Genomic DNA, 17,817 nt, shown 5'->3' with positions numbered 1-17,817 from the left:
GGGCTTCCCTCGCCGCGCCTAGCCCGGCACTTCGCGCGTGCCGAGCTGCTTCGGGTCGAGCTCGCGCAGGATGGCGAGCTCGTCGGCCGTGGGCAGGCGCGACTCCGGCACGTCGGCCGGGACGACGAGCTCGAAGCCCGTCGCGGCCACGACCTCGTCGACCGCGACGCCCGGGTGCACGGAGCGCAGGCGCATGCGCCGATCCTCCGTCTCGAAGTCGAAGACGCCGAGGTTCGACACGACGCGGCGGATCTCGTGGAAGCGGCGCGAGCGCGGGTGGAGCTTCTGCGCGCGGTCGTACCCGACGCCCGAGACGACGTCGACCTTCGCGACGAAGACCTTCGGGCCGTGGTTCGGCACCCAGTAGCTCGTCGTGTGGTTGATCGTGTTGCCCGGGGCGCCGCGCATGCCGAGCAGCTGCGCCTTCGGCTTCGCCGGGTCGCCGATGCACGCGATGTTCTGGTTGCCGTACCGGTCGACCTGCGTCGCGCCCATCATCACGTGCCGCCGGCCCCACCACAGCGTGTCGAACACGAAGCGGTAGTTCATCATGCCCTCGACGACGGGCTCGGCGGCGGGCGCGCCGAGCGGCGCGGTGTCGGCGCGCAGGTAGGCGACGCCGTCCGTCATGAGCAGGTCGGGCTCGAAGGTGCGGCGCGCGAGCTTCGCGCCGATCTGCGGCAGCGTGCCGATCGGGCTCGCGAGGATCTCGCCGTCGCCGCGGAACGTCTCGGCGATCGCGACGGCGCACACGTCGGCTCTCGTGATGTCGCTCATCGCGCCCGCACCGCCTCCTGGTAGGCCTCCTCGCTCTCGCACGCGAGGTACTTCTCCCGGAACGCCTCCCAGGCCGCGTCGTCCTTCGCGGTCGCCGCGTACTCCTTCTGGAAGGCCTCGTCGCGTTCGTAGTCGGGCGGGCACTCGGTGAAGTGCGCACCGCCGGGCGTCTCGACGACGCCGTGCACCATCGAGCGGTTGATCTCGAGCGTGAGCGGCCCGCCCTCGTCGAGCAGCTGCTTCGTGTCGACGACTTTCTCGCACGTCACGAAGGCGCGCTTCGCGGCCATGCAGTAGAGCTGATCGAAGAAGCGGTCGGGCCCGAGGAACTGCGCGTTGCCATGGACGTCGGCGCGGTTCATGTGCACGTAGGCGACGTCGAGCTCGAGGGCCGGCATCGCGACCAGCTCCTCGCCGTCCTCGTAGGGCGACACGACGGTGCGCAGCTCGGGGTTGATGCGCATCACGTCGCTGCCGAGCCCGGCGCGCGTCGGCAGGAACGGCAGGCGCAGCGCGGCCGCGTACAGGCCCCACTGGAACATGCCCTCGTCGAGCTCGCGCGCCTCGATCGTCCCCTGCTGGCGCGCGTTGCGGAAGTGCGGCTCGAGCGGGATCGAGTCGAGCGACACGAACCCGTACACGACCTTCTTCGCCTGGCCGGTCTTGCACAGCAGCCCGACGTCCGGCCCGCCGTACGACACGATCGTGAGATCGCGCAGCGGCCGGCGCAGGATCTCGCGCACGATCGCCATCGGCTTGCGCCGCGAGCCCCAGCCGCCGATGCCGACGGTCATCCCGTCGCGCAGCTCGTCCACCGCGGCCGCGATCGTCGTCCGCTTGTCCATCCGAAGTGCACCCTCGCTCGCGCCGCTCGCCGCGCGGCCCGACGGGGGCCGCCCGCTCGAGGCGGGTCGCGGGACGGATCGGTTCCGGTCCGGAGCGCGCGGCCGCCCGTCGGCCGGCCGCGCGAAGGCTGGGAGAGTATCGAGACGCACCGTCTCTGTAAACGCGCCCGCGCGCGACTCCCGCCCCGCGCGCCGCCTCGCTCGCGGGCCGCGAGACCGGCCCGCCCGCATGGCATACTGCCGCCGCCGGGTGGGAGGACGCGACGTGGACGCGCGCTCGACCGCTCTCTCGCTGCTCGAGACCCTGTACGACGGCGCCGCGCTCGAGAACGGGCTCGAGCGCTTCGCCGACGCGTGGACGCGCACGCTCGCCACGCCCTGCATCTTCTCGCTCCGCTCGACGCGGACGGGCGAGGTGAACGCGCACCTCGGCGGGATGGACGCGGCGTGGAACGACGAGTACGCCGCGTACTACCACACCGTCGATCCCGTCTGGGACTGCGTGCGCGGGCTGCCCACGGGCACCGTCTGGAGCGGTGAGTCGCTCACCCGCTCCGCGACCGACACGCAGCTCGAAGGCCTCGCGATCATCTGCGACGGCGTCGAGCGGCACGGCATGACGTTCGGGCCCAACCACGCCGTCGTCCTCGAGACCGAGGGGCCCGAGCTCGTCTCGTGCTTCCTCGTGTCGCGCTTCGTCGACATGCCGGACGTGCCGCCGCTCGCGGTCGAGCTGCTCGACATCCTGGCGCCGCACCTCGTGAACGCGCGGCGGCTCTGGCAGCAGCTCGAGGCCGCGCGCGCACGGGAGGCGCGCTGGCTCGCCGCGCTCGATGCGCTCGCGACACCGATCGCGATCGTCGACGAGCGCGCGCGCGTCGCGTTCGCGAACCGCGGCGCGCACGCACTCTTCGGGCAGGGCGACGGCCTCGACGTGCGCGACGGCGAGCTCTGGTGCGCGGATGGCCGCACGCGCCGCGCGCTCGGCGCGGCGATCGCGGGCGCGGTCGCGACGAGCCGCGGCGAATCCCTCGGCGCCGGCGGCAGCTTCCGCGTCGCGCGCCCCTCCGGCGCCCCGGCGTTCGAGCTCTTCGTCTCCCCGCTCGCGTCCGCCACCGCCGGGCGCGCCCTCGCCTCGCGCGCCGGCGCCGCCGTCGTCATCCACGACCCGAGCCGCGGCCCGATCGAGCCGAGCGCCCATCTCGCTGCGCTCTACGGCCTGACTCCGGCCGAGGCGCGCCTCGCCGCCGCGCTCGCGACCGGGCATTCGCTCGACGAGTCGGCCGACGCCCTTTCCATCACCAAGGAGACGGCGCGCACACGTCTGCGACGCGTGTTCGAGAAGACAGGGGCGCGGCGGCAAGGCGAGCTGATCCGCAAGCTCGTCGCCGGTGCCCACGCGCTGCGAGGGCGCGGGGGAGGTTAGGCGCGGCCGCGTCCGGGCCTCGACGTCTGCCTACCCGCATCCACCCCGTCCCCGAGGAATCCATGACGCCCGACCGGTGCGCCTCGCGCACGGCCCTGCCCGTCGCCGCCCTGCTCGTCACCGTCCTCCTCCCGCTCGCCGCTGCGCGCGCCGACGGGAGCGCCGACGTCGGCACCGACGATCGCCCGATCGAGCGGCTCGTCGTGAGCGAGCGCCACCCGACCGAGCTCGCGAAGGCGCCGGGCTCGCTGTCCGCCTACTCCGGCGAGGCGCTGCGCGCGGCGGGCGTCGCGAGCACGCTCGACCTGCCTGCGCTCGTCCCGGGCCTCGTCCTCACGACGAACTCGATCTTCGCGCAGCCGTACGTGCGCGGCGTGGGGAGCGACCTCATCAGCGCCGGGGCCGACTCCGCGGTCGCCGTCTTCGTCGACGGCGTCTACCAGCCGCGACCCGCCGGCGCCCTCTTCCAGCTCGTCGACGTGGAGCGCGTCGAGGTCGCGAAGGGGCCGCGCGGCACCGAGTGGGGACGCAACGCGACGGGCGGTGCGATCCACGTCCTCACGCGCGCGCCCGAGCGCGGCTTCCACGTCGAGGGCGGCGCGCGCGGCGGGAGCTTCGGCGCCTTCGAGTCGAGCGGCGTCGTGAACGTGCCCGTGGCGGGCGACGCGTTCGCGCTGCGCGTCGCCGGGGCGCGCGGCGTGAGCGGCGGCTTCGCCGAGAACCGGTTCGGGCCGGAAGACGATCTCGACGCGGTCGACTACTCCGTCGTGCGCGCGCGCCTCGGCACGGTCGGCGACGGCGCCGTGCGGGTCTCGCTCTCCGGCGACTACGCGCTCGACGAGAGCACGCGCGGCCTCACGCCGAAGCTCCGCCGTCCGTTCTCGGGATCGCCAGCCGTCGCCCTCGGCGGCACGGTGCCGGGCGACGCGCGGCGCGTGCTCCTCGACGTGCACCCCGAAGCCCGGCTCGAGCTCTACGGTGGCGCGCTGCGTCTCGAGATCGACGCGGGGCCGGTGACCGTCGAGAGCCTGACGGCCGTGCGCGGCGAGCGGATGCGCGAGGCGCTCGACCTCGACGGCACCGAGCTGCCGTTCCTCGCGAACTTCCCGCGCGAGCGGTCGGTGGCGTGGAGCCAGGAGCTCGTCGCGCGCGGCGAGCTCGGCGACCGCGTCGAATGGCTGGCGGGCGTGTTCCATCTCGACGAGGACGCGTTCCAGGCGCTCGACGTGCGCATCGCGAACGCGACGCGCGACGAGCCGATGGGCCACGTCGACACGCGCGCGCTCGGCGTCTTCGCGAGCGCGCGCGCGCGCGTCGCAGGGCCGCTCCACCTCTCGGCCGGCGTGCGCTACAGCGACGAGGAGCGCCGCATCCGCTACGCGGAGCGCCTGAACGGCGCGCCGATCGCGCGCTTCGAGCGATCGAGCCGCTGGGACGAGTGGACGCCGCGCGTCGCCCTCGAGCTCGAGCTCGGCGACGACGCGCTCGTCTACGCCTCCGCGGAGCGAGGCTTCAAGGCGGGCGGGTACAACACGACCGTGCCGCAGACGTCGCCGTTCGCGCCCGAGACGCTCTGGGCCTACGAGGTCGGCGCGCGCGCCGCGCTGCTCGGCGACCGCGTCCACGCGCGCGCCGCGGCCTTCTACTACGACTACGACGACATCCAGCTGCAGGTGCTCGCCCCGCCGCCGTCGACGATTCCATTCCCCCTCGTGCGCAACGCCGGCAAGGCGACGATCTGGGGCTTCGAGCTCGACTCGCAGGCCGAGCTCGCGCCGTGGCTGCGCGTCGACTCGTCCGTCGCCTATCTCGACGCGACCTTCGACCGGCTCGTCGCGCCGAACCCGAACGATGCGACGGCCTCGCCGATCCTGGACGGCCAGCGCATGCCGAAGGCGCCGAAGCTCTCGCTGCGCGCGGCGGCCGTCGCGACCTGCGCCGCGGGCCCGGGCGAGATCGAGGCCCTCGTCGAGTACCGCTGGCAGTCGGCGATGTTCTTCGACCTGTTCGAGGACCGGCTCGCGCGGCAGCCCGCCTTCGACGTCTGGAACGCGCGGCTCGCCTTCGCGACCCCGGACGGCGGGTTCGAGGTCGCGGTCTTCGGGCGCAACCTCGGCGACACGCTCTACGCGCAGAGCAACGTGCGCCTCGACGGACAGCTCGGGAACGTCTTCTTCTGGTCGCCGCCGCGCACCTTCGGCGCCGAGCTCGCGCTGCGGTACTGACGCGGGGCGCGCCCGCCCGCGGCTCCGGACGGCGACCGGGGCTTGCGCGCGCGCGCGCGGCCTGCGACAACGCCGCGATGCGCCGCACGCTCTTCCCGCGCACCGCGACCGACCCGCACGCGCTCGCCCTCGACGACGGCGCGCGCACGCGCACGTGGGCCGGGCTCGAGGACCGCGTCGCGCGCTTCGCGAACGGCCTGCGCGACGACCTCGGGCTCGCCGCCGACGACGCGATCGCGGTGCTGATGCACAACCGCGAGGAAGGCATCGAGGCCGTGCTCGCCGGCATCGCCGCGGGCGTGTGGGTGACGCCGATCAACTGGCACCTCGCACCGGCCGAGGTCGAGTACGTCGCGCGCGACTGCGGCGCGAAGGCGGTGTTCGCCGACGTCGCGCACGCCGACGTCGCGCGGCGCGCGCTCGCGGGCACGGGCGCGCGCGTGCTCGTCGCCGGCGACGAGCTCGACGCCTGGCTCGACGCGGCCTCCGACGCGCCGCCGTCGCTCGACGGCCCGGCGGGCGGCAACATGATCTACACGAGCGGCACGACGGGCCGACCGAAGGGCGTGAAGCGCGCGCGCCCGCCGCAGCTCGGCGCCGCGCTCGACGCGCAGGCGGCCTACGCGCGGCGCATCGGGCTCGACGGCGGCGGCCCGCACCTCGTCACCGGCCCGCTCTACCACTCGTCGCCACTCATGATGGCGATCTACGAGATGCAGACGGGCGCGCCCGCGATCGTCATGCCGCGCTGGGACGAGCGCGCGTTCCTCGAGATCGTCGACGAGCGCGAGGTCCGCCACTCGCACCTCGTCCCGACGATGTTCGTGCGCCTCCTGCGCCTGCCCGACGACGTGCGCGCGCGCTCGCGCCGGCCGGCGCTCGACCGCGTGCTGCACGGCGCCGCGCCGATCTCGCCGGCGACGAAGCGCGCGATGATCGACTGGTGGGGGCCGATCCTCACCGAGTACTGGGGCGGCACCGAGGGCGGCGTGCAGACGCTCATCCACGCCGACGACTGGCTCGCGCACCCGGGCTCCGTCGGCCGCGCGCTCCCGATGTTCGAGATCTGGGCCGCCGACGACGACGGCCGGCGCCTCCCGCCCGGCGAGGTGGGCACGCTCTTCGCGCGCGACGAGCGCCACGCGCAGCCCTTCGCCTATCACGGCGATCCGGCGAAGACGGCCGAGGCGATCCCCGCCCCGCACGTCTTCACGCTCGGCGACATGGGCTCGGTCGACGCCGACGGCTACGTCTTCCTCGCCGATCGCAAGTCGAACATGATCATCTCGGGCGGCGTGAACATCTACCCGGCCGAGATCGAGCAGGTGCTCGTCGCGCACCCGGCCGTCGCCGACGTCGCGGTCTTCGGCGTGCCGGACGACGAGTGGGGCGAGAGCGTGAAGGCGGCCGTCGAGCTCGCGCCGGGCTTCGCGCCCTCGCCCGACCTCGAGCGGGAGATCGTCGCCTTCGCCGCCGAGCGCCTGGCCCGCTACAAGCTCCCGCGCTCGGTCGACTTCGAGCGCGAGCTGCCGCGCCACCCGTCCGGGAAGCTCTACGTGCGCCGGCTGAAGGAGCGCTACTGGGCCGGTCGCGACGAGCGCATCTGACGCGCGGGCCGCGCCGCCGCGGGCGGCGCCTCGCCTAGCTTCCCTGCCGTCGCCCGCGCTCGAGGACGCCTTCGCGGCGCGCGCCGATCGCCTCGCCCGAGACGCGGCGCGCCCAGTCGGTCGCGGCGCGGTTCTCGAACGGCATCGCGTCGCCGAACGGCATCGCGAACCCCTCGTCGATCAGGCGCTTCGTCTCGCGGTTCGCGGCCGCGACGCACGAGGCCATGTCGGCCGCGAGCGCCAGGCACGTCGGAATCAGCGCCTCGGGCGCGACGACGCGGTTCACGAGCCCCCAGCGCTCGGCCGTCGCGGCGTCGAGGAAGTTGCCCGTCAGCGAGAGCTCCTTCGCGCGGTGGATGCCGACGAGCCGCGGAAGGCGCTGCGAGAGCCCCCAGCCCGGCACCATGCCGACGCGCGTGTGCGTGTCCGCGAAGCGCGCCTCGGTCGACGCGACGAGCAGGTCGCACGCGAGCGCGAGCTCGAACCCGCCCGTGATCGCGAAGCCGTTGATCGCGCCGATCACGGGCTTCGGGCACTCGGCGATCGCGGCCGCGAGCTCGTTCTGCCTCCCCGCTCCGTCGCCACCGCCCCGCCCGCTCGAGAGCTCCTTCAGGTCGAAGCCGGCGCAGAAGGCCTTGCCGGCGCCGGTGAGCACGACGGCCGCGACGGCGTCGTCGCGCGCGGCGTCGCGGAACGCCGCGATCAGCGCCTCCTGCAGGGCGATCGAGAGCGCGTTGCGCGCATCGGGGCGGTGGAGCGTGACGAGCGACGTCGCATCGCGTCGCTCGACGAGCAGCACGGGCTCGGGCTCGGACATGGAGACTCCTCGTCGCAGCGATGCGCCGCGCTCGCACGCACCCGCGTGGCGCGCCGCGCGCGATGATAGACTGCGCGGCGTCATGGCTCCCAGCGCGAACGAGACACGCAAGGTCGCCTTCGTCACCGGCGCGAGCCGCGGCATCGGCGCGGCCGCGGCGATCGCGCTCGCCGAGCACGGCTTCGACGTCGTCGCGACGGCGCGCACGATGAGCCCCGGGCAGCAGCACGACTACGGCGCGACGAAGGCCGAGTCGCGCCGCATGGCGCTGCCGGGAAGCCTCGAGGAGACGGCCGCCGCCGTGCGCGCGCGCGGGCGCGAGGCGCTCGTCCTGCGGCTCGACCTGCTCGACCGCGCCTCGATCGACGATGCACTCGCGCGCACGTACGCGGAGTGGGGCCACGTCGACGTGCTGCTCAACAACGGCATCTACCAGGGGCCGGGGCTGATGGAGCGGCTCGCCGACCTGCGCGACGACGAGATGCGCACGATCTTCGAGGGCAACGTGTTCGCGCAGCTGCACGTCACGCAGCGCGTGGTCGCGCGCATGCTCGAACGCGGCGCGGGCGGCACCGTGATCAACATGACGTCGGGGTCGGCGCTGATCGACCCGCCGAGGCCCGCCGGCGAGGGGGGCTGGGGCTATGCGTACTCCGCCTCGAAGGCCGCCTTCCACAAGCTCGCCGGGATCCTCCACGTCGAGCACGGGCGCGACGGCATCCGCGCGTTCAACCTGAACCCGGGCTTCATCCTCACCGAGGCGCAGAAGGCGATGCACGGCGGCGACCAGTTCGGCGGCACCTTCGCAGGCGCCGGGCCGGACGTGCCGGCCGCGGTGATCGCGTGGCTCGCGACGGACGCGGAGGCCGACGCGCTCCGCGGCGGGCGCCACGTCGATGCGCAGCGGCTGTGCGAGGAGCGCCAGCTCGTCGCCGGCTTCCGACGCGCGGAGGGCATGTGAGGGCGGGCGCGCACATGCGGCTCGCCGAGTGGCTGCGCGCGCGCGCCGCGCGCGCTGCGGAGTTCCGCGTCGGCGACCCGGTGATCTTCCGCGCGGCGAAGGTGAGCGCGCACCCGGGGCCGCGGGCGGTCGACGTCGCGCCCGCCCCGCGTGGCGAGTCGTACAGCTACGTCGTCGACAAGCTGTGGCGCGTCGAAGAGGTGCTCGCCGACGGCCGGCTCGTGCTCGCCACGCGGCGGGGCAAGCGCCACACGCTCGAGGCGACGTCGCGTCAGCTGCGCCATCCGTCGTGGCTCGAGCGCTGGCGCTATCGCGATCGGTTCCCGGCCCCGCCCGCGCCGCCGCGCGCGCTGCGCCCGGTGCGCTGACCGCGCATCGCGCATCGCGCGGCCCACCGGCGCACCGGCCCACTGGCGCACCGGCGCCGGCAAACGGCGTTCGAGCTCGAACCCGCCGCGATTCGCTGCTTGCGACGCCGCGCGACGGGCGGGCAGACTCCCCGCCACACCGACTTCGACCGTCGCGCGCCGCGCGCGCAGGAGAGCAGCCCCGGTGGCACCCCCCCTTCCGACGGATGGTGACGCGATGGACGGCACCGCGATCGACGACGGCGCGGGCGAGCCCGGCGCGTTCGTCCTGGCCCTGCTCGCGCGGCTCGAGGCGCACGAGGCCCGCGAGCGCGACCCGCAACGGCGCGATCGCCTGCACGAGAAGGCACTGCGGCTGCGCAAGCTCGCGGCGAAGGTGCGCAACAGCGCGCGCGCGTCGTCGCTGGCCGCAGCGGTCGTGCCCGCGGAGCGCCTGCGCGCCTAGCTTCGGCGCGCGCGGAGCGCCGCGCTCTCGCGCTGCTCGTTCTTCATCGCCTCGCCGAGCGGGACGTGCGCCCCGTGGTGGAGCGCGCGCTTGGCGGCGGCCATCACGGCGCGGTCGCGCGTCGCGAGCTCGGCCGCGAGCGCGTGCGCGGTCGCGAGCAGCTCTCCGCCGTCGACGACGCGGTTGACGAGCCCGATCTCGGCCGCCTCCTCCGAGAGGATCACGCGCGCCGTGAGCACGAGCTCCGCGGCCTTCACCGGGCCCACGATGCGCGGCAGGAGGTGCGTGCTCCCGAGGCCGGGCAGCATCCCGAGCTTCGTGAAGGTGACGCCCATCTTCACGCCCGCGGCCGCGATGCGCACGTCGAACGGCAGGATGAAGGTGATGCCGACGCCGATCGCCGCGCCGTTCACCGCCGCGATCGTCGGCTTCGGGAACTCGTACAGCTCCTCGGGGAACGTCAGGATGAAGGCTTCCTCGCCGAGCTTCGTGCCGGCCTTCTCGGCGGCGGCCCGACTCTCGGCGAGCCGCTCGAGATCGACGCCCGCGCAGAACCCCTTGCCCGCTCCGGTGACGACGACCGCGCCCACGGCGTCGTCGTCGCGCGCCCTCCCGAATGCGCGCACGATCTCGTCGCCCATCTCCGGGATGTAGGCGTTGAGCTTCTCGGGGCGGTTCAGCGTGATCGTCGCGACGCCGTCCGCGACGTCGTAGAGGATGTGCTCGAAGGCCATCGTGGTCCTGCTCCCTGGCTCGGCGGGTCGCTACTCGGAGAGCGGCGCCCAGCGCGGCGCGCGCTTCTCGACGAAGGCGGTCGCGCCCTCGCGCGAATCCGGGTGCGCGGTGTGCGCCTGGATCAGGTCCCACGTGTGGGAGATCGCGTCGTCGAGCCCGCGATCGAGGCTCTCCCAGATGGCCTGCTTCGTGCGCGCGAGCGCGGCCGGCGAGTGCTGCGCGATCTTGCGCGCGAGGTCGAGCGCGCGCTCCATCAGCCGCTCGGCGGGCACGACGTCGCCGACGAGCCCGAGCGCGTGCGCCTGGGCCGCCGTCATGCGCTCGGCGCCGCCGAGGAGCGCCATGCGCAGCACCTGCTCGAGCGGGAGCCGCCGCGCGAGCCCGACCGGCTCGAGGCCCGCGACGAGCCCGACCTTCACGTGCGTGTCGAAGAAGGTCGCGTGCTCGGCCGCGACGACGAGGTCGCTGTCGGCGATGAAGTGGAGACCGCCGCCGACGACCATGCCGTTCACCGCCGTGACGACGGGCTTCCAGCAGCGGTTGTGGATCGCCGTCAGGCGGAAGAAGGGCGAGCCCTCGCGCGTCTCCTCACCCTCGGCCTGGCTCGTCCCCGACGCCACGTCGGCGACGTCCATCCCGGTGCAGAACGCCTTGTCGCCCGCGCCCGTGACCACCGCGCACACGATCGCCGGGTCGCGCTTCACGCGCTCCCACGCGTCGCGCAGCTCGAGCGCCATCGCGCGGTTGAACGCGTTGTGACGCGCGGGTCGGTTGAGCGTGACGGTGGCGACGCCGTCCTCGACGTCGAAGAGCAGCGACTCGTACGCCATCGCTAGTCCTTCTTGGGGACGACGGGCGACTCGAGGAAGTGGTACTTCGTCTGCATCAGGCCGACGGGCTCGAGGAAGCCGCCGAACTTCTGCTTGAACGTCTTGCGCAGGTCGTCGACGCCCCAGCCGCCTTCCTTGTAGATCGCGTTGCCGTACTTCGGGTGCTCGACGATCTCGACGCGCTCGCCGCCGGTGCCGAAGCACTGGCCGGTGATGTAGTTCGCCTCGTCGGAGCAGAGATAGGCGACGAACGGGCCGTTGAGATCGGGATCGAAGAACGGCCCCGAGTTCTCCTTGCCGTCGACCTTCGCGCTCGCCGACATGCGCGTCGTCGCGAGCGGGCTGATCGCGTTCACGCGGATGCCGTAGCGCGCGAGCTCGATCGCCCACGTGTACGTGAACGTCGCGATCGCGCCCTTCGAGCCCGCGTAGTTCGTCTGTCCGAAGTTGCCGAAGTGCGCGGCCGAGACCGTGTTCACGATCGAGCCACCGCTGCCCTGCTCGACCATCTTGCGCGCGGCTTCCTGCGCGCACCAGAACGTGCCGTACATGTGCACCTTCACGACCTGGTCGAACTCGTCGTCGCTCATCTTCAGGAAGGAGCGGTCGCGCACGTTGCCCGCGTTGTTGACCATCGCGTCGATGCGGCCGAACGCGCTGCAGCAGAGCTCGACGAGCGCCGCGCAGCCCGCGCGCGAGTCGACGCTCGCGCCCGACGCGACGGCGGCGCCGCCCGCGGCCTCGATCTCCGCGACGACCTTCTTGGCCTCGGTCTCGTCGATGTCGTTGACCACGACCTTCGCGCCGTTGCGCGCGAGGTGCAGCGCGTGGCCGCGGCCCACGCCGCGCCCCGAGCCCGTCACCACCGCCGCCTTGCCGTCCAGGATTCCCATTCGATTCCGCTCCGTTCCGTTCAGACCCTTCCAGTGATTCCCGACGCGGCTAGCGGGCTGCGACGACCGACGAGCCGTGCCCGAAGAGACCCTGGTTCGCCGTCACGCCCGCCTTCGCACCCTCGACCTGCCGCGTGCCCGCCTGCCCGCGCAGCTGCCAGGTGAGCTCGCACACCTGCGCGATCGCCTGTGCGGGCACGGCCTCGCCGAAGCACGAGAGGCCGCCGCTCGGGTTCACGGGAATGCGTCCGCCGATCGTCGTCTCGCCGTCGCGCAGGAGCTTCTCCGCATCGCCCGGCTTGCACAGCCCGATGTGCTCGTACCAGTCGAGCTCGAGCGCGGACGAGAGGTCGTAGACCTCCGCGCAGCTCATGTCCTCGGGCCCGAGCCCGGCCTGCTCGTACGCGAGCTTCGCGATCGAGTCCTTGAACGGCGTGTCGGGAAGGCCGGCCGCGACGGCCGAGTCGGTCGCGAAGTTCGGCATCTCGATCGTCGCCTGCGGGAACTGCGGCGTCACCGTCGACACGCCCAGGATGCGCACCGGGCTCGTCGTGCGGCGCCGCGCGAACTCCATGCTCGAGAGCACGAGCGCAGCCGCGCCGTCGCTCGTCGCGCAGATGTGCATGAGGCGCAGCGGGTCGCTCACCATCGGCGACGCCATCACGTCCTCGACCGTGAACGCCTTGCGGTAGCGCGCGTACTCGTTCTCGAGGCCGTGGCGCGCGTTCTTCACCTTGACGCGCGCGAAGTCCTGCTCGGTCGCGCCGTAGAGCTCCATGCGGCGGCGCGCGTAGAGCCCGAAGTAGATCGGGTTCGTCGCGCCGATCAGGCGGAAGCGCAGCCAGTCGGGGTCGTCGGGGCGGTCGCCGCCGGTGGGCGCGAGGAAGCCCTTCGGCGTCGTGTCGGCGCCGACGACGAGCGCGACGTCGCACAGGCCCGCGAGGATCTGCGCGCGCGCGACGTTGATCGCCTGGGTGCCCGTCGCACACGCGCCGTACGTGCTCGCGACCTGGGCGCCGTTCCAGCCGAGCGCCTGCGCGAACGTCGCGCCCGCGACGTAGCCCGGGTAGCCGTTGCGCACCGTGTCGCCGCCCGCGACGAGCTGGACGTCCTTCCACTCGAGGCCCGCGTCCGCGAGCGCGTTGCGCGCGGCCACGACGCCGTACTCGACGAAGTTGCGGCCCCACTTCCCCCACGGATGCATGCCGACGCCGAGAATCGCGACTTCACCGGCCATGGTCTCGTCCTCCGTCTTCCGATGCGCGCGCAGGGCTCAGGCCGCGACCGGCCGCCACTTCCACACGACGTACTCGCTCTGGTCGTCCTCGAACAGCGTGTCGAGCACGAGCTCGACCTCGAGCCCGGCGCGCAGCGCGTCGACGCCGACGCCGTCCGCGACCTGCCCGAGCACGACCATCTTCTCGTCGGCCAGCTCGACGGCCGCGATCGCGTAGGGCTCGAACGGGTCGGCCGAGACGTAGGGCGCCGGCGGCTGGTAGCAGTTGTTGGTGAACGACCAGACGCGCCCCGTGCGCGAGAGCGCGACCTCTTCGAGGTCGGCCGAGTCGCACAGCGGGTTGCGGCAGGCGACCGTCTCCTTCGGGAAGAAGTACGTCCTGCACTTCGCGCAGCGCGTGCCGAGCAGCGCGGGCGCCTTCTCGTCCATCGTGAACCAGCCCTCGATGGCCGGCACTCGCTTCTTGCGTCCCATCTCACACGCTCCTTCGTTCGCTCCGCTCGCTCGCTCGTTCGCCGCCGCGCCGCGCGCGCTCAGGCCGCCGTGCGCGCGGCGACGCGCTCGGCGACGACCTCGGCGTGCTCGTCCACGCCGCCGAAGGCGTTCTCGAGCACCCACGTGCGCTTCAGGTAGTAGTGGGCGGGCACCTCCCACGTGTATCCCATGCCGCCGTGGATCTGGATGCACGCGCGCGCGTTCTTCATCGCGGCCTCGCCGCAGTTGATCTTCGCGCCGCTCACCGCGGCCGCGAGGTCGCCGGCCTCGGGGTGGTCGACGGTCGCGCCCGCGGCGTAGGCCGCGGCGCGCGCGACCTCCTGGCGCACGAACATGTCGGCGAGCATGTGCTTGATCGCCTGGAAGCTCCCGATCGGCCGGTTGAACTGCTCGCGCGTCTTCGCGTAGTCGTTGGCCAGCTCGAGCGTCGCCTCGGCGATGCCGAGCAGGAAGCCGCTCGCGAGCACCGCGCCGTCGCGCCGCATCCGCTCGGCGAGCGCCGCGTCGCCGATGCGCTCGCCGGCCGGGAGCGCGGACACCGCGTGCACGGGCGTGAGCGGGTCGAGCGGCGTCGCGATCGGCGTCCCCACCACCGCCTTCGGGTCGATGCGATGGACGCCGTCGTCGCGCAGCACGAGCAGAGCGTCGAGGAAGGGCAGGTACTCCACGACGACCGGGCTCTCGGCGCCCCCGGTGAGGTCGATGCCGCCCACGACCGCCGCGCCCGTGTCGGCGCCGTCGACGAGGCCCGCGGCGAGGTGCGTCCACACGAGCGGCCCGGGCACCACGCGCCGGCCGAGCTCGGCGAAGACGATCACCGCGTCGGCCATGCCGAGGCCGACGCCGCCCTCGTCCTCGGACAGGCGCAGCGAGAAGACGCCCATCTCGGCGACCTCGTCCCACAGCGCGCGGTCGAAGCCGCCCTTCTCCTCGATCCCGACGAACGCCTCGTTCGGCACGCGATCGGTGCAGAACGCGCGCACGCCCTCGCGCAGTGCGAGCTGGTCGTCGCTGAGCCGGAACTCCACGGCCGTTCCTCCGCCTAGCGATCCTTCGGCTGCCCGAGGATGCGCTCGGAAACGATGTTGCGCTGGATCTGCGAGCTTCCCGCCGCGATGGTGAGCGACAGCGAGTTCATGTGCTTGTCGACCCAGCGGGCGTTCCCGAGGCCGCCGACGTCGTCGCGCGCCAGCGCGGCGCGGCCGCACAGGCGCATGCCGAGCTCGCTCACGCGCTGGTAGAGCTCCGTGTAGAAGAGCTTCACGGCCGACGCGCCGACGCCCGGGACGCCCGAGTCCGCCGCCTCCGCGATCGACAGCTTGAGCATCGCCCACAGCGCGTCGAGCTCGGCCTGCAGGTGGCCGACCTCGCGCCGCAGCGCGCGATCCTCCCAGGCGGGGGCGCCGTGGCTCGTCACGCGCTTCGCGAGCTGCACCATGTCGCGCACGAACTGCTGGAGGTTGTACATCTCGCTCGCGAACGCCGTGCCGCGCTCGAAGCGCAGCGTCACGTTCGTCACGCGCCAGCCGTCGTTCTCCTTGCCGACGAGGTTCTCGACCGGGATCGGCGTGTCGTTGAAGAAGACCTCGCTGAACTCGCTCTCGCCCGTGATGGTCTTCAGCGGGCGGATCTCGATGCCGGGCGCGTCCATGGGCAGGATCAGCCAGCTGATCCCCGCGTGCTTCTTCGCGTCCGGGTCGGTGCGCACGAGCAGCTCGCCGTAGTCCGCGACCTGCGCGAACGACGTCCAGATCTTGTGCCCGTTCACGATGTAGTGGTCGCCCTTGCGGACGGCGCGCGTCTGCAGGTTGGCGAGGTCGCTGCCCGCGATCGGCTCCGAGAACCCCTGGCACCAGACGTGATCGCCCTCGATGATCGGCTCGATGTGCTTGCGCTTCTGCGCGTCGCTGCCCTCGGCGATCAGCGTCGGCCCGCCGTGCAGGAGCCCGACGAAGTTGACGCCGACGTAGGGCGCCTTCGCGCGCGCGATCTCCTCGTAGTAGACGAGCTGCTCGGAGAGCGAGAGCTCCGCGCCACCGAACTCCTTCGGCCAGTTGATGCCGGCGTAGCCGCCTTCCTTGAGCTTCTTCTGCCAGCCCGTGTCGTAGCGGCGGCGCACGGCCCAGTCGTGGAAGTAGTCGGCCGGCGGCGGCCCGTAGGCGGCGACCTCGCGCTCGAGCCAGGCGCGCAGCTCGGCGCGGAACTTCTCGTCGCTCTCGGAATAACGAAGGTCCACGGATGGGGCTCCCGCGTCCCCGCGCGGCGCGGGAACGCGGCGACGGGGCGAGTCGGTTCGGTGTCGGGGTCGAACGCTCGCGAGCGCGCGCCGCGCGCCGGGAGGGCGTCGAACATCGAGCGGCGCCTAGGATAGAGACGGCGTCCCGCGCTGCCAACCACTCGATCGCGCTCGGGATCGGGCGACGCGCGGGCCGCGCGCGATGGCCCGCGGTTCCGACCCGCGCGCGTCTCGAATCCGCGCGTCGCGCAGCGGGCACGTACGCGCCGCCTGCGCCGCACGATCGCGCCGCCGACGCGGCTGACGGCGCGCGCGTGCGCGCGTAGGCTGCGCGTCCATGAAGTACGCCATCCAGCTCCCGACCGACCGCGTCGACGCCCCCGACGAGTTCCTGAGCGCGCGCGCGCTCGCCGAGATCGGCGCGTGCGTCGAGCAGGCGGGCTTCGACTCCTGCTACGTCACCGACCATCCCGCGCCCACCGACGACTGGCTCGCGGGCGGCGGCCACCAGACGCTCGACCCGTTCGTCGCGCTGTCGTTCGTCGCGGCCGCGACGCACCGCATCCTCCTGCAGCTCCACGTGCTGATCGCGGCCTATCGCAACCCGTTCCTGTCGGCGAAGGCGATCGCGACGCTCGACGTGCTGTCGGGCGGCCGCGTGATCGCGGGCGTCGCGGCCGGCTATCTCGAGGGCGAGTTCGACGCGCTCGGCGTCGCGTTCGCGACGCGCAACGAGCGCACCGACGAGCGCATCCGCGAGATGCAGCGCATCTGGGCCGGCGGCTCGATCGAGCTCGACGGCCACGACTTCCGCGCGCGCGCGATCACGACGCTGCCGCTCCCCGCGCAGCGGCCGCACCCGCCGATCTGGATCGGCGGCAACAGCCGCCGCGCGATCCGGCGGGCCGCCGAGCTCGGCGACGCGTGGCTCCCGTTCCCGACGCCGAAGCCGATGGCCGAGCGCGTGCGCACGGCGGTCGTCGCGAGCCTCGACGACCTGCGCGAGCGCATCGCGTACCTGCGCGCGTGCGAGAAGGAGTTCGGCCGCGCGCAGCCGCTCGACGTCATGTTCGTGCCGTTCGGGATGCGCATGAACTCGCCCCACCCGGTCGACCCCGTGCGCTTCGCCGAGACGAGCGCCGAGCTCGCGGAGCTCGGCGTCACGTGGCTCACGATCACGCCCCCGCTCGGGACGCGCGCCGACTACTGCGCGTGGGTCCGGCGCTTCGGCGAGGACGTGATCGCGCGCGAACGCTAGGCGTGCGCGGTGCGCGGGGGCGCCGCCCCCGCGCACCCGGTCTCAGTCGGTAGCGACGCGTTCGGCGCGCCGGTCGTGCCGGTGCTCGATGCGCGCACCGCGCCGGTCGAGGCGGCGGTCGATGCGCTCGCCGCGGCGGTCGAGACGGCGGTCGATGCGGTCGCCGCGGCGGTCGAGCCGGTGTGCGCGCGCGGTGTGCCCGTGCGACGCCGCGCGCTCGGACGCGCGGTCGAGGCGGCGGTCGATGCGGTCGCCGCGGCGGTCGAGACGTTCCTCGATGCGATCTCCCTTGCGGTCGAGCCGCTGCTCGATGCGGTCGCCGCGGCGCTCGATGCGCTCGGCGCGCGCGTCGTCGCCGGCGCTCGCCGCGCTCGCGAGGAGCACCGTGCCGGCGATCGCGAGGACCATCGCCGCGAGGCGGCCGCGTCCGGTCCCGGGAACGGAGAGGAGAAGGGTGCGCTGCATGGCGTCGGGCCTCCCTGGGTGCGCGAGCGCCGGTGCGCGGGGCGGTCCCGCGCGCCGACCTCGTGCGTCGTCGGCGTGGAACCCGACGGCCCGCGAGAGGTCTCGCGCGCGGGCGCGCCCGGCGGCGGCGTTTGCCGCGGCGCGCGCGCGTTGCGTAGTCTCGGGGCCCGCGCCGCGCGCGACCTGCGCGCGCACGA

18 protein-coding genes are annotated in these 17,817 nt (G+C 73.6%); 7 read left to right on the top strand and 11 right to left on the bottom strand.

The window, feature by feature from the left end; translation table 11 throughout:
• Positions 1-18: 18 nt before the first annotated feature.
• Together R3E88_18615 and R3E88_18610 are read right to left on the bottom strand one after the other, a co-directional pair.
• Positions 19-777: a CoA-transferase gene (locus tag R3E88_18615; protein MEZ4218495.1), complete on the bottom strand. Its 759-nt coding sequence runs from the start codon at positions 775-777 to the stop codon at positions 19-21.
• Positions 774-1,622, bottom strand: coding sequence for a CoA-transferase (locus tag R3E88_18610; protein ID MEZ4218494.1), 849 nt, complete (start codon positions 1,620-1,622; stop codon positions 774-776). The genes R3E88_18615 and R3E88_18610 overlap by 4 nt, the downstream gene beginning before the upstream one ends.
• Positions 1,623-1,887: 265 nt before the next feature.
• Between R3E88_18610 and R3E88_18605 the strand changes: the two genes are divergently transcribed.
• The 3 genes from R3E88_18605 (at position 1,888) to R3E88_18595 (ending at position 6,880) form a co-directional block, all read left to right on the top strand.
• Positions 1,888-3,048 carry a helix-turn-helix transcriptional regulator gene (locus R3E88_18605; protein ID MEZ4218493.1) on the top strand — a complete coding sequence of 387 codons (1,161 nt, stop codon included), beginning with the start codon at positions 1,888-1,890 and terminating at the stop codon, positions 3,046-3,048.
• A 62-nt stretch (positions 3,049-3,110) separates the two neighbouring features.
• On the top strand, positions 3,111-5,273 hold the full coding sequence (locus R3E88_18600) for a TonB-dependent receptor (GenBank protein ID MEZ4218492.1): 2,163 nt from the start codon (positions 3,111-3,113) through the stop codon (positions 5,271-5,273).
• Positions 5,274-5,350: 77 nt separating this feature from the next.
• Positions 5,351-6,880 (top strand): AMP-binding protein, encoded by a 1,530-nt coding sequence (locus tag R3E88_18595; protein ID MEZ4218491.1) that lies wholly within the window; start codon positions 5,351-5,353, stop codon positions 6,878-6,880.
• A gap of 34 nt (positions 6,881-6,914) precedes the next feature.
• Here R3E88_18595 and R3E88_18590 read toward each other — a convergent pair whose 3' ends face one another.
• Entirely contained in the window at positions 6,915-7,697 is a 783-nt protein-coding gene (locus R3E88_18590) for an enoyl-CoA hydratase (GenBank protein ID MEZ4218490.1), read from the bottom strand.
• An 82-nt stretch (positions 7,698-7,779) separates the two neighbouring features.
• On the opposite strand from R3E88_18590, the gene R3E88_18585 reads away from it, so the two are divergent.
• From R3E88_18585 to R3E88_18575, 3 genes are all read left to right on the top strand, one after another.
• Positions 7,780-8,658 (top strand): SDR family oxidoreductase, encoded by an 879-nt coding sequence (locus tag R3E88_18585; protein ID MEZ4218489.1) that lies wholly within the window; start codon positions 7,780-7,782, stop codon positions 8,656-8,658.
• Entirely contained in the window at positions 8,655-9,026 is a 372-nt protein-coding gene (locus tag R3E88_18580; protein MEZ4218488.1) for a hypothetical protein, read from the top strand. Before R3E88_18585 ends, R3E88_18580 begins: the two co-directional genes overlap by 4 nt.
• A gap of 217 nt (positions 9,027-9,243) precedes the next feature.
• Positions 9,244-9,471 carry a hypothetical protein gene (locus R3E88_18575; GenBank protein ID MEZ4218487.1) on the top strand — a complete coding sequence of 76 codons (228 nt, stop codon included), beginning with the start codon at positions 9,244-9,246 and terminating at the stop codon, positions 9,469-9,471.
• On the opposite strand, the gene R3E88_18570 is transcribed toward R3E88_18575, so the two are convergent.
• The 7 genes from R3E88_18570 to R3E88_18540 are packed head-to-tail and all read right to left on the bottom strand — an operon-like array spanning position 9,468 to position 15,897.
• Positions 9,468-10,205 (bottom strand): enoyl-CoA hydratase/isomerase family protein, encoded by a 738-nt coding sequence (locus R3E88_18570; GenBank protein ID MEZ4218486.1) that lies wholly within the window; start codon positions 10,203-10,205, stop codon positions 9,468-9,470. The two genes, R3E88_18575 and R3E88_18570, sit on opposite strands and share 4 nt — an antisense overlap.
• Positions 10,206-10,235: 30 nt before the next feature.
• Complete coding sequence (locus R3E88_18565) at positions 10,236-11,036, bottom strand: enoyl-CoA hydratase-related protein (GenBank protein ID MEZ4218485.1); 801 nt, start codon at positions 11,034-11,036, stop codon at positions 10,236-10,238.
• Positions 11,037-11,038: 2 nt separating this feature from the next.
• Entirely contained in the window at positions 11,039-11,929 is an 891-nt protein-coding gene (locus R3E88_18560) for an SDR family oxidoreductase (protein ID MEZ4218484.1), read from the bottom strand.
• A 49-nt stretch (positions 11,930-11,978) separates the two neighbouring features.
• Positions 11,979-13,166 (bottom strand): lipid-transfer protein, encoded by a 1,188-nt coding sequence (locus R3E88_18555; GenBank protein ID MEZ4218483.1) that lies wholly within the window; start codon positions 13,164-13,166, stop codon positions 11,979-11,981.
• 36 nt (positions 13,167-13,202) lie between these two features.
• Positions 13,203-13,640 (bottom strand): OB-fold domain-containing protein, encoded by a 438-nt coding sequence (locus R3E88_18550; GenBank protein ID MEZ4218482.1) that lies wholly within the window; start codon positions 13,638-13,640, stop codon positions 13,203-13,205.
• Between the two features lie 59 nt (positions 13,641-13,699).
• Positions 13,700-14,689 (bottom strand): acyl-CoA dehydrogenase family protein, encoded by a 990-nt coding sequence (locus R3E88_18545; GenBank protein ID MEZ4218481.1) that lies wholly within the window; start codon positions 14,687-14,689, stop codon positions 13,700-13,702.
• 14 nt (positions 14,690-14,703) lie between these two features.
• Positions 14,704-15,897, bottom strand: coding sequence for an acyl-CoA dehydrogenase family protein (locus R3E88_18540; protein MEZ4218480.1), 1,194 nt, complete (start codon positions 15,895-15,897; stop codon positions 14,704-14,706).
• Positions 15,898-16,234: 337 nt separating this feature from the next.
• On the opposite strand from R3E88_18540, the gene R3E88_18535 reads away from it, so the two are divergent.
• On the top strand, positions 16,235-17,155 hold the full coding sequence (locus R3E88_18535) for a TIGR03619 family F420-dependent LLM class oxidoreductase (protein MEZ4218479.1): 921 nt from the start codon (positions 16,235-16,237) through the stop codon (positions 17,153-17,155).
• A 42-nt stretch (positions 17,156-17,197) separates the two neighbouring features.
• Here the strand turns inward: R3E88_18535 and R3E88_18530 are convergent, their stop codons facing one another.
• Positions 17,198-17,620 carry a hypothetical protein gene (locus R3E88_18530; GenBank protein MEZ4218478.1) on the bottom strand — a complete coding sequence of 141 codons (423 nt, stop codon included), beginning with the start codon at positions 17,618-17,620 and terminating at the stop codon, positions 17,198-17,200.
• Positions 17,621-17,817 lie beyond the last annotated feature (197 nt).

Source organism: Myxococcota bacterium, assembly GCA_041389495.1.
Classification (GTDB): Bacteria; Myxococcota_A; UBA9160; order UBA9160; family UBA4427; genus JAWKRT01.
The sequence above is the reverse complement of the archived record's forward strand: the minus strand, read 5'-3'. Positions and strand labels throughout refer to the sequence as shown.